We start from the raw sequence: 14,741 nt of genomic DNA on the forward strand, positions 1-14,741 counted from the left end.
CGGTCAAGGGTAGAAGCCAAGTGGAACAGAACATCCCGTCATCAGCGTCAAGACAATCATCGAATACAAGATCTGCAGTCCTCTATTTCTCATTTAGTTTCCTTCTCCGAGTAAAGGTAGTCATACGCGTCACGGTGTCAGCGGCGCGTCAGGATTTGTGGGTTTGAGCGATGAATCGCATGTGATTCGATCTTGGCCGGAGGGTGTATGAAGACCGTCGGGCATCAATTTCTTCCTGGATTGCCACGCGCCATCCGCCTGAAAACCTGGTGGATAGGGTCCGCCAACGTTGATACCCGGGATGAGCGGATACTGTTTGACTTGAAGATCATAGTCCGGCAGATCCCTCCGAAATTGATACTTTCTCGCCACGAATAACTTGTCTTTGGTCGTCGCGAATGTGTATTTTTTAGAATCCGTGAATGAATCGAAATTGTGATCTGCATAAGACCGAGCTCGGAACGTTCTCCCGCCATCTGCCGAATACCAGAAGGGAACCACGCAGCCCTTTTCACCATTTCCGCAGATCAGATGAGGAGGATACGCCAGCGGGAGGACAATATTCATACCGGTCGGGTCTGCGTTGATAATGCGTCCCTGAAAATTCTCGAAAAGACCTCGACCCAGATATTTTCGGATCCCTGCACGCGTATCGTTGTAGTAGCTTTCTCCGTGATTGCAGTCGCGATAACGCTCCAGCGTCACAAACCGGTGATCATCGATCCGATAGATCACCTGCGGCGGTGAGTCGTATGGCAGCGTCTCCAGCTTCGAACTCATGAAATCGCCCAATCCAAAGACGGGGCGCGCCGGCGGTTGGGCCGCACAACCCTGCAGCAGAGCAAGCACTGCCACTCTATTTCTCATCTTGACTGGCTTCGCGGCTGTCTTCATATCCAATCGTCTTATTGCACCAATGGTGCATCGGGATTCGTTGGTTTGAGCGATGAATCGCACGCGATTCGATCTTGGCCGGAGGGTGTCGAAATGCCTCGTAGAAACTGAGGGTGTTTCGACGCAGCAAAGCTGCCCCCCGTAACACCAGGAGGGTATGGACGACTCAAATTAATTCCGGCAATCATTGGATATTCCACGACATACGCGTCACCTCCAGCAGACTTTTCTGCAATATATAGCTTTGTTTTTGTCACGGCGAACGTATAGTTTTTTGAATCGTCGAACGGTCTAAAGCTATGATCCGCGTAATCCTCGATGAGGAATGTTCGCCCACCGTCGGTTGAGTACCAGAAAGGCACCACGCAACCTTTCTCGCCATTACCGCAAAATGCTCGCGGCGGGTACGCCAGCGGCAAGACAATGTTCATCCCGGTTGGATCCGCATTGATGATGCGGCCTTGAAAATTCTCGAAGCGACCTCGGCCCAGGTACTTTCGAATACCTGTCCGTGTATCGTTGTAGTAGCTTTCTCCGTGATTGCAGTCCCGGTAGCGTTCAAGTGTGACAAACCGGTGATCGTCGATCCGGTAGATCGTCTGCGGCGGTGAATCGTATGGCAATTCCTTGAGCGTCGAACTCCTGAAGTCGCTCAGCCTGAAGGCCGAGCGCTGTGGCTGCTGCGTTGCGCAACCCTGCATCAGCACAATCGAGACAATCACCGTCACTCGGCATATCATCGAAACTATTTTCTTATCCATTCTTCTTATTGCACCAATGGTGCATCGGGATTCGTTGGTTTGAGCGATGAATCGCAAATGATTCGATCTTGGCCGGATGGTGTCGAGGCTCCCTGAAGGTAGTTCGGGCGCTTGGATGCCGCAAAACTGGATCCTCTGATTCCGGGTGGATAAGGCTTGCTGAGATCGATTCCATAAACCATTGGATACTCGCGCACATATGCTTCAGACTCGTCTGCGTAGTCGCTCTTGGCTACAAATAGTCTTCCACCCACGACCGCGAATGTGTATCTCTTGGAATTTTCGAACGACTCAAAGCTATTCGTCGCGTAAGACCTCGCCTGAAATGTCACTCCTCCATCTGTCGAGTACCAGAAGGGAACCACGCAGCCCTTTTCACCATTTCCGCAGATCAGATGCGGTGGATACGCCAGCGGGAGGACAATATTCATACCGGTCGGGTCTGCGTTGATAATGCGTCCCTGAAAATTCTCGAAAAGACCTCGACCCAGATATTTTCGGATCCCTGCACGCGTATCGTTGTAATAGCTTTCCCCATGATTGCAGTCTCGGTAACGTTCCAGCGTCACAAACCGGTGATCATCGATCCGATAGATCACCTGCGACGGTGAGTCGTATGGCAGCGTCTCCAGCTTCGAACTCATGAAATCGCCCAATCCAAAGACGGGTCGCGCCGGCGGTTGGGCCACACAACCCTGCAGCAGAGCAAGCACTGCAATCACTGCCACTCTATTTCTCATCTTGACTGGCTTCGAGGTGGTTTTCTTATCCATTCGCCTTATTGCACCAACGGTGCATCCGGATTCGTTGGTTTGAGCGATGAATCGCAAATGATTCGATCTTGGCCGGAGGGTGTCGAGGCTCCCTGAAGGTAGTTCGGGCGCTTGGATGCCGCAAAACTGGATCCTCTGATTCCGGGAGGATAAGGCTTACTGAGATCGATGCCATAAACCATCGGATACTCGCGCACATATGCTTCCGATTCGTCTGTATAGTCGCTTTTCGCAACGAAAAGCCGTCCATTCGCGACTGCGAATGTATACCGCTTCGAATCATCAAATGGTTTGAAACTATGGTCTTCATAGTCTTTGACTTGAAATGTCTGCCCGCCATCTGTCGAGTACCAGAAAGGAACGACGCAACCTTTCTCGCCATTACCGCAAAATGCTCGCGGCGGGTACGCCAGCGGCAAGACTATGTTCATCCCCGTCGGATCTGCATTGATGATGCGGCCTTGGAAATTCTCGAAGCGACCTCGGCCCAGGTACTTTCGGATACCTGTACGTGTATCGTTGTAGTAGCTCTCGCCGTGATTGCAGTCCCGGTAGCGTTCAAGTGTGACAAATCGGTGATCGTCGATCCGGTAGATCGTCTGCGGCGGTGAATCGTATGGCAATTCCTTGAGCGTCGAACTCCTGAAGTCGCTCAGCCTGAAGGTCGAGCGCTGTGGCTGCTGCGTTGCGCAGCCCGATGTCAATACGACCAGCGTTAGTACAACCGCGAGAGACTTCATGCCGATCCGCCATACTGCTGCCGAGCGAGACGCTCACCGTCCGTCCTGCTTTGCTCCTCGGCCACCGTGTCCCAATCAATATGGCCGGGCTTGACGACCGCTTCAGGCATACCGCTCTCGAGATACGGATCCGTACCCTGCGTCCAGTCAGCCAGTTTCATCAAGGACGTCCAGAAGGATGGCATCTCATAGGAGTCACAGAATCCAACGGGAAGATCGTAGGCCGCGACGCGCGCCATGAATGCTTGATGCTGAGGCAGCGTGCTGTGGTTCGTTGGCTCGGCCCTGTAGGTGTCGAGGCGCTCGAGCATTTCATCCTGACTTTCAAGGCGTGCCCCACGCCTGGACGTGTAAATATCCTCCGTCGGCACGGTCAGCTTGGGTTCATAGAGTGATCGATTGAAGCGGTAGTCCTTGTCGGCATAGCTACCAGTGTCGGGATTATTCTCGTCCGGAACCCACTTGCCCATTGCGTCAGCGTTTCGGCGAGAATTATCGAACGGTGCCATCTCCTCGGCCGTGACCGGCTGCGGCACCCGCTCGGCGTTGATCGTGACCGTCTTGTCGGGATGCGGAACCGCCCAAAGCGTCAAGAGAGGGGGAATGATGTTCCGGTTGCCATTCCAGAAGTCGGTCGGCTTTGCACCGGGAACCAGCTTATCCTCTGGTGTCGGCGGCAGCGTGCCGAACTTCTTTACGCCCGGCTCATCGCCAACCGGTGTGCCGCGCGCCAGCATGCGCTGCTTGACGGTATCTCCAAGCTCCTTGAGCAGTTCGTCATCTACACCCTGCCAGCCGATGCTTTTCAGCGGTGCGGCGCCCATCACCCGATCATGCGGCGTGAAGTACACGTACAGTCGGCCATGATTGTCGCGCTCGTGTGTGCCGGACCGACGCTTGTTGTCAGGCCGCCAGAAGTCCATGTCTTCGGATGCACCACATTGAAGCTGCTGCAACTGCGCTTCAGTCATGACACGTTTGTCCTGCTTGATTCGCAATGCAACATTCCGGAACGTATTGACGCGTGCCGCCTCAGTCGGACGATCAGGGCCGCATGCAAGGGCATCGGTGATCTTGTCGTCGAGTGCGTATGGCGAGTTCATCACGAACAGCGCATCGGGTGCACGTGTCGTGCATAGGGCAGTGGCTGCCATCGCGATCATGGTGCCCTGGCTGTGCGACATGACCGTCACGGTATCGCGCGGGCATTTGTTTCTGATCGTGTCGATCAGTTTCGCTAGCCGTTGTGCCGCGTGCGCATAGTAGTTGCGCGGTGGTGCGTCCTGAAGCTGACGATCCGCTTCAGTATTCAGCCTCTCCATATCAAAACCGAACACATGGCGGTTGAAGCCGGTTTTGCTCCACAATTGCTGGATGTTGTTGGTACCGTTCTGAAACGGACCACCGCCCCAGAACCACGGCCCGGACGGAGTATCGCTGCCCAGCCACTCGCCGTTTTCATTCGTACAATGATGAGCCCAAAAATCGGCATCGTTCAGATTGCGTAGCGGTACACGCCAATTTCTCTCCTTGCCGGAGACTGCGCTGTAGCCCCAATAGAAACGGATCACTGAAGAATTTCCCGGTTTGGTTGGATCAATCTGGCGCGGAACAGAACGTCCGGTGTTGGGATCTTCTGTCAAGTATGCATTTGGTCTCAGTTTGGTTTCTTCCGTTCGACGCAAGCGTTCACTCAAACCGTGACACAACGCTTCTTCCGCCGCGTCATACCACTCCCCCGTCGAATTGACGCCATGCACGAAAATGATCACTCCCGGCATGTGCGGCGGAATCCGGCACTCCGCCCGCACTTCGAAGCTGCTAGGCGTGTGATAGGACTCCCAAAAAGGTTGCCCAAGATGATCACGCTGCATCGGCACGACCCGAGTGGCGGTATGAAGCCGAAATGCCTCCGGAGCAGCGGCATCGTGGGCCACCCCGTCTTCGGCCAACGAATTGTCCTGATCGGTCATGTATCAAGCCCCTCGCTTTTCTTCAACAGGAGCTTGAGACCTTGCGCGACATCCTGCCGGCTCAGCGAAGTCTCGCCTTTCTCGTCGGTCACGCCCTCGACGATCTGCCCATCCGCAAGCCGGATCCTGTATGCCCGGTGCGCCACCGGCCGTCCGGTGATGTGATCCGTCAGAATGAAGCGTTCGTCATTCGGAGCGCTGACCTGACCGAATTTCGGCAGCGGTAGCGAAAGCGCACCCGGCCCCTCCTTCTGAATCTCGATGATCTTCAGGATCAGGCAACCGGCTCCGCCAATCTCCACATCGTCTCCCTGCACCTTGACGTAAGCCGACCCACCTCCACTCAGGACGACGCCATTGGCGGCATTCACGGTCGCGGCGCCATCGGCGCTCGTGATTCGCATGTCCTTCTGAGCGACCAGTTCCATCGCGTCCGATTGCGCCTGAATCTGCACCTTCCCCCGCGCCGCATGGAGCTTCGCTCCCATCTTGTGAGCAAACAGCGACAGTACGCCCCCTGCCGCGATCGCGACATTCCCGATCGCGCTCACGCTGAACCTGGCCGACGTCGCCACGCTCACATCCTTGCCCGCCGACACCATCACGCGATCCGGTGTCGCCATGCCGATGCCGTCCGGCGCCGACAGAGCGATGACCGCCTTCTTCAATCCCGTCAGCTCATCTTTCAACCATGCGTTTTCGGCCCGCAGGTCCGCGATTTCCGCCTTGGCCATCGCGGCGGCCTCGGCCAGCCCGCCGACCTGTGCCTGCGTGAACTGAAACTGGTTTGCCACGGGCCGCATGTCCGTCTGTTCGCCACGCGCCCGCTCCTGCATGTCGGCCGATACAAGTACGCCTCCACCTGCGCGCACATGACCACGCATGTCCGTACGAAGCTCGAATCCTTCGCCCCGATTCTCGTTGTCTCGATCGACTGCGTGGCCTAGATTCAACTGCGTCTTGCCGCGCTCGGTTGCGAGCTTGATATGCTCCTTGCCCTCCCGGTCTTCCATTTGCAGCGTGTTGTTCGACCGGGTCCGGATCGTATTGCGCGTCCCCCACGGATAGCCGCCGACGATCGGATCGGTATCCTCCGCCGTATGCAGCACCTGACTGATGTACGGCAGATCTGGGTTTCCCCACAGGAACCCGACAGTCACGACCGTCCCCTCGACCAGACCGAAATGAAAACCGGCTTGCCCCGCTCCCGCGAACGGCTTTGCCAGACGCATCGGGCAACTTTCGAGCCCTGGCGTGCGCTTGTCCTTGTCGGCGTGAATATGGACGATGTAGCGTCCCTGGGCGTCGAGATAAGGATTTTTCCAGCCACCGGACGAAGCCACGGTTCCGGTGATGACGCCTTCGATACGTGGCCACGCCTCTTCCTTGAGCGGAAGCCGGTAGAGCCGATCGGAAGGAGTCGCATCGAACTCGACCTGATACCCCGTCTTGCGCGATGCCCGGCATGTCACACGCACCGCGAGCAACCCATGCTTCGCATCCGGCAGTGTGCGATTCGTCAACTTCAGCACGGCCCCCGGCACAAGGTCCAGCATGTCGCAGACGCCGCGATACGTGACCTGCTCCGCCAGCGCGGCTTCGTGCCGCAACAGCGCCTCCCGCTTTGCTTCGTCCTCGGTCAAGAAAGGCGCGCCCCATACATAGTCCTCGCCGTACGCGGTCCGATCTTCTTGAATGTCGTTTGAAGCCTCGATGGGCTGGGCCGGCTGCCGTTCGATGTGATAGCTGCGTACGATGTGGCGCTTCGGCACCGTTGTCGCATGCATTTCTAGCGAATGAACCGATTCGCACCCGTCGGTCATCAAGCCGCTATGCTCGCGGTATGGAACCACTAGTGCATTATTGCGGCGGTAATGCGTGAAATCGTCGCCGAACCTCACGTGCTCGCGCTTCTCGCCCGCATCACAAACGAACCAGATTCCCGTGCGCCGACAAAGCCGTGTAATGAACGTCAGGTCGTCTTCCCCCCACTGCATCACGAACGCATGCTTGCGGTATTCCCGATACAGCAAGATTTCGACGCTCGCGAATATCTGGTTGAACTCGTGCTCCTTCAGAATCTGCCTGATGATCTCAGGCTCGCTCATGTCCAGAAAGAAGCGGCAACGGCGCGAGCCGCGCAACAGCGCAAGGCGCGACTCCAGCACTATCTCGTAGGTGGATTGATCCCGATTGCTATTCAGATGTGCGAAGCCCGTCACGATGCCGTGGACGCGCCGGGCTGGCTCGGGTCGACTCCAGCGGTCGCGAGGAGGAGGCTGGATCGCGAACGTGCACGGCCTGTTCAGGAATTCGATTCGAGACAGATCGTGTTCGGGATGCGTAAACTGGATCGTGAATTTCGTCGGCTCGCCCATGCCGGACGTACCCTCGAACGCGAAGATATCCGCGAGCGCGGCACGCTTCGCCTGAGGCATATCGAGACGATAGAACTGGTGAATTTCGATACCGGCGCGCGCATCGGCATCGACAAGGACATTGCTCGGGGCCAAGGATTTTCTCCTGGTCAAACATTATCGAATTGATCCCGGCAAGACCTTAATCTGCAAAACTGAAAAATCAAATAGAACGAGTTCGAAAATTCAATTAAACGAATAACTGACCGTCTGACACCAATTTGCGCGTCACTCGGGCTTCGTTTCACCCCTACCAAACTGCGCCGTCCCAACACCCCGCTTCCGCATCCGCTTCCCGCGGACGATCGGATTCCATCGCGACGTCAGGCTCATTGCACCGCGCAGGCCTTCGAACGCGTCGTCCTCCTTCGGCCCGAATCGACTGACCGCCGGCCACGCGAGCACGTGATCGAGCCACGCCTGCCATTCATCACCATGAAAGCGGCGACCGACTTCCCGAACGGCGTCCGGCGCTGCAATCACGATGCCCGCCAGCAAGTAGTAGGCCCAAACGCTGCCCGCGCCGACGAGCTGATCGAGTCGGCACACGGACAACGCCGCGAGCAGCCCGTCCACCGACGCGAGATCGGCACGATGCGTGTGAATCGCCCGCGCAACGAGGTTGTGCTGACCGCCATACGCGGCAACAGAGATCCCGTCGCCAGCGGCGAGTGCGGCCGAGAAGGTCACGAGCGCAGCCATCTCGTCGATGCGCGACGCGTCATTGCGCGGCCCGCACACACGCAGCACGATCGCGTCGACGATGGCGCCCGGCATGGCCGACGTTTCCCCACTCGCCGCCGCGACCACGGCCAGTCTTTCTCTCAGGTTCTTCGCAGGCGGCATGTCGTCCTGCGCGCCCTTTTCATGTTCGGTACATTCACGGCCATCGCCCCCGTTGCATTCGACACCGCCGGCAATCCGCCCGAGTGCGGCCCAGCCGACATCGGGGTCGTCGAACGCGCACGCATCGATCACACCGTGCGCGGTGTCGAACACGGCGCGCGAGCCGGGGCAGCTACGTTCGGCTTCGGCGAGTTGCTGCATCGACGGCACATGCGAGCATGCACCGCGCGGGTCCGTCAGATCGCACGCGCAGGCGTCGCCGTCCGACGCGATCCACGGCGCGAGCCGGCCAAGAATCGCTGCCGCTTCTCGAGACAGGTTCGCGCCCACTCGCATGCGTATCGCGTGCGACGCGATGACGGTCGTGCCGCCGGCGTCACCCGTGTCCGCCGCGCACGCGGCGGCGTCGAGTCGTTCGATCAGGTACTGCAGCCACGCGGCCGTGCGCAGCCGGTCAGGCGTCGCGCCGCGGGCATCTCCATACTTTGCTGGATCGGTAAGCATGGGTCTTCCGGGGGTGTTCTGGCCAATTGGAATAGTGGTTAATTCAGTCGAATCGGGCAGCGCGGCACGCCGCGCCGGCCCTGCCTGTCCACCCGGATCGGATCGCGACACGGGTGGTCAGCCGGCCGCCGCGCCGATACACGCGACGGCACGAACCCATCGAAACGGCGGAAACCCGCCGCACATACCGCACGGCCCTCGCACGCGGCGGGCACCCGCTTCGATCCGCGATCGCTTATTGCACGTGGAACTTCGGCGACGTCGCGACCGTGCCGCCCACCGTGCAATCCGGCGTCAGCGTGGCGTTGTTGAACGTCAGCGACGAGTTCGGATCGCTCCACGTCGTCACGACCTTGCTCGGCCCGCAGGTACCGAGCAGCGTGACGTTCACCTTGACGTTATTGATCGTCAACTGCGTCGTGCTGTCGGCCTGCCCCGTCCACGGCGACGCGCTGCTCGCGCTGCCGTTGATCAGCCCGCACGTCGCACCGCCCGAGAACGTCGTCGACGTGATGTTGACGATGCCGGTCGACGTGATCGTGCCGTTGAAGGTCGCGTTACAGGCCGCGGTGATCTGCCCCTTGCTGAGGTTCGTGAGCCCGGTCGCGGAAAAAGGCTCGCCGTTCGGGTTCATCGGCTGACCGTCGGCCCGCGTAACGGTAACTGCGAAAGCAGGCGCGGCCGAAACCGCGGTGAAAGCCACTGCAGCAACAAGCGATACGATTTTGCGAATGCTCATTTGAACTGCCCCCTCTCTTCACAAATGGCGGCACGCCGCCAGGAACGCGACCTCCCGGCCGAAAAGGTCCGGCCAGCCGGTCGCAGGAAGCCGCCGACGCGCGTCATGCGCACCGGTCGGCTCAGAACTTGTAGGAAATCCCGACGAACGTGATCAGCGGGTCAGCCTTCAGCCGCGTGCGCGTGGTGGCAAGCGTCGAGCCGTCGGCCGCCTTGATCACGAGCGACGAGTAGGTCTTCAGCGGCATGTAGGTCAGCGTCGCCGTGAGCCCCCAGTGCTTGTCGATCGCATAGCTCGCGCCGACGTTGTAGACCGGCGTGAACGACGACGACGCCTTGCCCTCCACCGAGGTCGGCCCCGGCTTGCCGGCACCGGCCGCAAGCACGCTGCCGAGGTTCTCGTTGATGTCCTTGGCGAAGTTGCCATTCAGCTCGATGTTGCTGAACCAGCTGTAGGCCACGCCGATCCCGACGAACGGCCGGAACCGCGCGGTCGACGAGTTGAAGTAGTACTGCAGAATGATCGTCGGGCTCCACTGCCGCGCGTTCTTCACCGCCGGCTGGTTCGCCGGGTTGTCCATGTTGACGCTGCCGAGCGCACCGGCCGGGCCGGGCGGCCGGATCGAGCCGTGCCCGGTCAGCGTGAACTCGGGCGGCACGCCGAGCACCGACGTCACCGCGATATGGTCGGTGAAGAAGTGCGTGAGCGTGAGGCCGACGGTATCGGCGTTGTTGACCGTCAGGCTCGTGCCCGGCGACGTGAACGACCCGGGCAGGCGCAACGGCCCATTGATCGGCATGCCGGCAAGATTCGTCGTCAGCCCGTTGGTCGAATCCTGCGGCATGATGTGCAGCCAGCCCAGCGTCGCGACGTTGTCGCCCGCCTGCTGGGCCGATGCGAGCGTCGACACGCCTGCGACGACACCCGCGACAATCAGCTTCTTCATGAAGTCTCCCCTCATTCTGTCCGGGCGCCGCGCATCCGCGCGCGGCGCCACCGTGTCTCCATCCAGGCGTGCGTCACTGCACGAATGCGCCGACCGTGAAGTACGGGTTGCTCGTATCGTTCATGTCGAGGAACCCGAATACGCCGCCGGTGAACACGAACTTGCCGGTCGCCGGCCCCGACGCCGCGTCCGCATGCACGGTCGTGACGACACCGGGCACCTTCTGCGTGTAGTCGAGATTCAGCGCACGCGTGAGCGCGGCCTGCGACGCATTGAACGGATCGAGCAGCGTGGCCTGCGCGCCGACGAGCGCAGTCGCGCGGTAGTTGAACGCGCTGTCGACACCCGTGTACTCGCCGTTCTGCGAGCCTTGCGCGATCGCCGTCTGCGGGCTCAGGAACGAGATGCCCGATTCGTCGTCCGCGCTCGGCGGGCCTTGCGTGAGGTCCGCGTTGGCTGCACCCGTGCGGATGAAGATCGGCACGAGCTGGTTGCGCAGCTTGCCGACGATCAGGATCCCCTTGCCGGCCTTCGCCGGATCGACCGCCGCGAGCGTCGGCTGAATCTGCGGCAGGTAGTTGAGCGACTGGAACGCCGGCGCATCGGGCCGCAGCGTGAACGGCTGGTTCACGGTCGCGCTCGATGCAAGCGGCTGCCCGCCGTTCTTCTTGCCGAAGTTGTCGGTCTCGACGTAGCTGCCGTCCGCGTTGATCGTCACCTGCTGGTCGAGCGCCACCGGCTGGAAGCTCTGCGACGGCACCTGGCGATAGCCGAGCTGGTTGTACTTGCCGGCGATCTTCGTCAGGTCGGTTTCCAGCGACGAGAAACTGATGAACGGGTAGTACGGGAACGTCGTCTTCGTGATCTTGCCGACGCCGATCACGCCGTCGAACTGAATCGTCGCGCCGGGAATCGCGCCGCCCAGCACACCTTCGCCGAGGAACAGCCGCGCGGGCCGGTTCGGGTCGAGGCTCGCGTTCTGCATCCGGAACGTGCACTGGTTCAGCTTCACGGTCGGCAGCCCCGTTTCGTCCGCGAGCGTGCCGTCGACCACGTTGGCCGGCGCCGTGTCGCGGGTCGGCTGCACGGTGCCCGTGGTGGTCGGCACCGGCGATGCGAGATACGTCATCCGGTACGTCATTTTCGTCGTGTCGAGCTGCACCTTCACGAGCTCGCCCGATCCCGACCCGCCGACGAACACCGTGTTGTAGTCGATCGTCTGCGGGCACAGCCGAACTACCGGTGCGGGCGGCGGGTCGCCGTCGCCGCCGCAGGCGGCCAGCACGGGTGCGAGCGACGCCGCTGCCATCCATTGCTTCAAATTCATAGGAATCCTCTTGAAATTCGATTCGCCGGCGGCGACGCATGCGCCGCCGGTTTTACGTGTTCAATGCAGGGTTACTGGACGAACGCGCCGACCGTGAAGAACGGGTTGACCTGGCTGTTGTTGACGACCATCGCGTAGACGTTGCCGGCCGTCACGATCCAGCCCGTATCGCCCTTCTTGAAGATCGCCACGTTGCCGCTCGCACCCTTCGCGTTGAAGTCCTGCGAGGCCGTGACCTTGATCTTGCCGGGCGTGGCCTGCGTATAGTCGAGCGCGAACTGCGAGGTCACCGACGACGTCTGCGGATCAATGAACGCCGCGGTATTGCCCTGGAACAGCGTCGACGTATAGTTCGCGGCCATCGTCGACACGGCAGTGCCGTCGTTACAGGTTCCGGCTTCCGTCAGGAAGGTGCCATTGACGAACTTGCCAGGCAGATCCGGGTGCGGCACGTTTGGATTGAAGCTCGGGCCTGCCGACGGGAAGAAGCTCGTCGTGCCGGGAGACGTCACGACGCCGCATGCGGATGCGCTGGTCGCGCCGATGTAACCGCCCTTCAGCGAATTGGCGGCAATCGCGGTGGCTGACGACAGCATCGAGATCCCGACTTCGGCATCGGCGACCGACGCGAGCGGATTGGCCGGATCGACATACGTATAGCCGACACGAATCACGACCGGTATCCGTACGCCGTTCAGCTTGCCGACGATCATGATGCCTTTGGCCTGACTCGACGCAAGGAGGATGAGCGACGACCCCTGCCCCGCGATCGGATACGAGGCCACGCCAAACGCATTCGGCAGCCCGTTGCTCACGAACACGTTGTCGGCCGACCCGTCCGCATTCTTGCGAAGCGTCCAGGGGGTCCCGGTCGTCTGACACGAGTAGTCGCTGCCTTGCGTGATCGTGCACGAACCGTCCGCATTGAGCGTCTGGTTCCAGTTGACGACGTCCGGCTCCCAGCCGATTGGCCCCGGCGCGCTCTGCCCACCCCCGCCGATCGGCGACAGATGGATGCCTACCTCGTTGTAATTGCCCGCGACCTTCGAAAAGTCGGTTTCCGTTTCGATGAAGCCGATGAACGGGTAGAAATCGAACGTCCGCGACGGCACGTAGCCGATGGGCGTGGGGGCCCCGAGGTCGATACCCTTGTACGCAATCGTCGCCCCCGGAATCCCGCCACCCACCACGCCATTGCCGACGAACAGCATCGGCGGATCGGTGCGCTTGATCGTCACCGCATACTTGCCGTCACTCGTCGCGCCGCTGTCGAGCACGAACGCGCAGCGGTTCTGCTCGGCGGTCGGCAGCGTGGCCGGATGATGGAACGCGCCGCTGATCGTCAGGCCCGCGCGCGTGTCGTTGACTTGCCCGGCCGACGTCGGCACCGACGATTCGATGAACTGCATCTGATAGGTGAGCTTCGTGGTATCGAACTTCACCTTCACATACTCGCCGCTGCCTGCGCCGCCCGTATAAGTCGTCGTGTAATCGAGCGCGTCCGGACACAGCTTCGTCACGACCGGCGGCGTCGTTTCAGCCCCGCTAGGCCCGCATGCGCTGCCCGAGCACTGCGGCACGTTGATCGGCCCCGGATCGTCGCCGCCGCCGCAACCGGCAACGAACGGCAGCGCCAGCACCGCGCACGACAGAACCGCTTTCCGCCATTCAGGAATGCAAATCATCAACCCCTCCTTTTCAGGTACGACAAGTCTCGTCCGGACAGGCTGCATGGCCCGCCGGTTGGTATCGCGCCGCGGCACGAACGCGCGGCGCATGACGGTGCGCGCAAACGGCCGCGATGCCGGTCAGGCACATGCGGCACACGCCGCGGCGGCAGACAAGCGCTCTCCCGCGGCGCCGTCATGCGGCACGGCGCCGTGAGAACGATCGAAACGGGAAGTGGTTCGCCGCTACACGGCGAGAGGACAACGCAGGCACGCGCTCTGCATCGCGCCTGCATTCAGCGAAAAAACGGGAAACGGCAGTCCGACTGGCCCCGCGGATAGGCGTCTCATGAATTGGTCTCCATCCGTACGCTTGATTCGTTATCGTGATGCGTCGTTGGTGGAGACTATGATCGGACGATACCCACAAGTAAATGGATGCAGAGTTCCAAACGACGGAAACCACGCAATCCTAGCGTTTACACGGTATTTGACAGATTTTCAAACAGCCTTCATTTTATTTGCTCAGACAAATACCCAGGCGGTATAACACGCGTTTGAATGGCGACCGCCAATTCGCGCCTGGCCAAGCCAGCCGGGCCTCGGCCGCCCGGCCGCATGTTGCGGCGCAACCTTACACATCGATGATCGCGAGCGTGCCGTGGCTGCCCGGCAGCACCGCATGAGGCACACCGGCAAGCGCGAGGTACATCTGCCCGGCCTCGACGATGATCGTCTCGCCTGCGACCTCGAGCATCATCCGGCCGTCGAGCACCAGCAGCCCTTCGTTGTAGTCGTGCACTTCCGCTTCGTAAGGCTGCGCATCCATGCGCAGCACCTTGATCCTGGCCGGCCCGACCTCGCCGACGATCGTGGATTTCCACGCGACCGGCTGCGCGGCCGCCACGGATTTGAAGTCGACCAAAGACATGCGCCCCGCTCCGAGAACGATGAAAGGAATGCATTATCGCGAGCACCGCGCACGCCGTCCCGGTACGGCGCGACGGCCTTCGGGCGGCACAGTCGGCCGGCCGGCCGCACTGCGGTCGCGCCGAAACGCGATCGCAGCGCGGCTCGCCGAAACCGGCACCCATTGTTCACGCACCACAAATAAATCGCCGCGTTATTCGGCGATGCGCGGTCAATTCGCGCAA

The 14,741-nt window shown here is 60.6% G+C and carries 12 protein-coding genes; all 12 read right to left on the reverse strand.

The features are described from left to right. Nucleotides 1–129: 129 nt before the first annotated feature. The 12 genes from CFB41_RS28610 to CFB41_RS28665 all read right to left on the reverse strand — a co-directional run bounded on the left by CFB41_RS28610 (nucleotide 130) and on the right by CFB41_RS28665 (nucleotide 14,518). The gene (locus CFB41_RS28610) at nucleotides 130–855 is read right to left on the reverse strand and encodes a hypothetical protein (RefSeq protein ID WP_256941242.1); all 726 of its coding nucleotides are present in this window, start codon (nucleotides 853–855) and stop codon (nucleotides 130–132) included. A 50-nt stretch (nucleotides 856–905) separates the two neighbouring features. After that, complete coding sequence (locus tag CFB41_RS28615; protein ID WP_256941244.1) at nucleotides 906–1,655, reverse strand: hypothetical protein; 750 nt, start codon at nucleotides 1,653–1,655, stop codon at nucleotides 906–908. Nucleotides 1,656–1,660: 5 nt separating this feature from the next. Beyond that, nucleotides 1,661–2,428: a hypothetical protein gene (locus CFB41_RS28620; protein WP_256941245.1), complete on the reverse strand. Its 768-nt coding sequence runs from the start codon at nucleotides 2,426–2,428 to the stop codon at nucleotides 1,661–1,663. A 5-nt stretch (nucleotides 2,429–2,433) separates the two neighbouring features. After that, the gene (locus CFB41_RS28625) at nucleotides 2,434–3,168 is read right to left on the reverse strand and encodes a hypothetical protein (protein WP_089458779.1); all 735 of its coding nucleotides are present in this window, start codon (nucleotides 3,166–3,168) and stop codon (nucleotides 2,434–2,436) included. Continuing rightward, the gene (locus tag CFB41_RS28630) at nucleotides 3,165–5,141 is read right to left on the reverse strand and encodes an alpha/beta hydrolase (protein ID WP_089458780.1); all 1,977 of its coding nucleotides are present in this window, start codon (nucleotides 5,139–5,141) and stop codon (nucleotides 3,165–3,167) included. Before CFB41_RS28630 ends, CFB41_RS28625 begins: the two co-directional genes overlap by 4 nt. Further along, the gene (locus CFB41_RS28635) at nucleotides 5,138–7,654 is read right to left on the reverse strand and encodes a type VI secretion system Vgr family protein (RefSeq protein WP_256941246.1); all 2,517 of its coding nucleotides are present in this window, start codon (nucleotides 7,652–7,654) and stop codon (nucleotides 5,138–5,140) included. The genes CFB41_RS28630 and CFB41_RS28635 overlap by 4 nt, the downstream gene beginning before the upstream one ends. Before the next feature lie 132 nt (nucleotides 7,655–7,786). Beyond that, the gene (locus tag CFB41_RS28640) at nucleotides 7,787–8,908 is read right to left on the reverse strand and encodes a hypothetical protein (protein ID WP_089458781.1); all 1,122 of its coding nucleotides are present in this window, start codon (nucleotides 8,906–8,908) and stop codon (nucleotides 7,787–7,789) included. Between the two features lie 235 nt (nucleotides 8,909–9,143). Further along, nucleotides 9,144–9,647 (reverse strand): hypothetical protein, encoded by a 504-nt coding sequence (locus CFB41_RS28645; protein WP_039369510.1) that lies wholly within the window; start codon nucleotides 9,645–9,647, stop codon nucleotides 9,144–9,146. A 121-nt stretch (nucleotides 9,648–9,768) separates the two neighbouring features. Continuing rightward, nucleotides 9,769–10,593, reverse strand: a complete 825-nt coding sequence (locus tag CFB41_RS28650) for an OmpW family protein (RefSeq protein ID WP_071332061.1) — start codon at nucleotides 10,591–10,593, stop codon at nucleotides 9,769–9,771. A gap of 73 nt (nucleotides 10,594–10,666) precedes the next feature. After that, nucleotides 10,667–11,920, reverse strand: a complete 1,254-nt coding sequence (locus CFB41_RS28655) for a DUF2957 domain-containing protein (RefSeq protein ID WP_089458782.1) — start codon at nucleotides 11,918–11,920, stop codon at nucleotides 10,667–10,669. A 71-nt stretch (nucleotides 11,921–11,991) separates the two neighbouring features. Beyond that, on the reverse strand, nucleotides 11,992–13,605 hold the full coding sequence (locus tag CFB41_RS28660) for a DUF2957 domain-containing protein (RefSeq protein ID WP_089458783.1): 1,614 nt from the start codon (nucleotides 13,603–13,605) through the stop codon (nucleotides 11,992–11,994). A 616-nt stretch (nucleotides 13,606–14,221) separates the two neighbouring features. Further along, nucleotides 14,222–14,518, reverse strand: coding sequence for a cupin domain-containing protein (locus CFB41_RS28665; protein WP_089458784.1), 297 nt, complete (start codon nucleotides 14,516–14,518; stop codon nucleotides 14,222–14,224). Nucleotides 14,519–14,741: the final 223 nt, after the last annotated feature.

This window comes from Burkholderia sp. AU33803, assembly GCF_002223095.1.
GTDB lineage: Bacteria > Pseudomonadota > Gammaproteobacteria > Burkholderiales > Burkholderiaceae > Burkholderia.

Excerpts from the sequence above, each read along its gene's own strand:
- CFB41_RS28615 (WP_256941244.1), bottom strand. The coding sequence starts at position 1,655 with ATGGATAAGAAAATAGTTTCGATGATATGCCGAGTGACGGTGATTGTC.
- CFB41_RS28620 (WP_256941245.1), bottom strand. The coding sequence starts at position 2,428 with ATGGATAAGAAAACCACCTCGAAGCCAGTCAAGATGAGAAATAGAGTG.
- CFB41_RS28625 (WP_089458779.1), bottom strand. The coding sequence starts at position 3,168 with ATGAAGTCTCTCGCGGTTGTACTAACGCTGGTCGTATTGACATCGGGC.
- CFB41_RS28630 (WP_089458780.1), bottom strand. The coding sequence starts at position 5,141 with ATGACCGATCAGGACAATTCGTTGGCCGAAGACGGGGTGGCCCACGAT.
- CFB41_RS28640 (WP_089458781.1), bottom strand. The coding sequence starts at position 8,908 with ATGCTTACCGATCCAGCAAAGTATGGAGATGCCCGCGGCGCGACGCCT.
- CFB41_RS28645 (WP_039369510.1), bottom strand. The coding sequence starts at position 9,647 with ATGAGCATTCGCAAAATCGTATCGCTTGTTGCTGCAGTGGCTTTCACC.
- CFB41_RS28650 (WP_071332061.1), bottom strand. The coding sequence starts at position 10,593 with ATGAAGAAGCTGATTGTCGCGGGTGTCGTCGCAGGCGTGTCGACGCTC.
- CFB41_RS28655 (WP_089458782.1), bottom strand. The coding sequence starts at position 11,920 with ATGAATTTGAAGCAATGGATGGCAGCGGCGTCGCTCGCACCCGTGCTG.
- CFB41_RS28660 (WP_089458783.1), bottom strand. The coding sequence starts at position 13,605 with ATGATTTGCATTCCTGAATGGCGGAAAGCGGTTCTGTCGTGCGCGGTG.
- CFB41_RS28665 (WP_089458784.1), bottom strand. The coding sequence starts at position 14,518 with ATGTCTTTGGTCGACTTCAAATCCGTGGCGGCCGCGCAGCCGGTCGCG.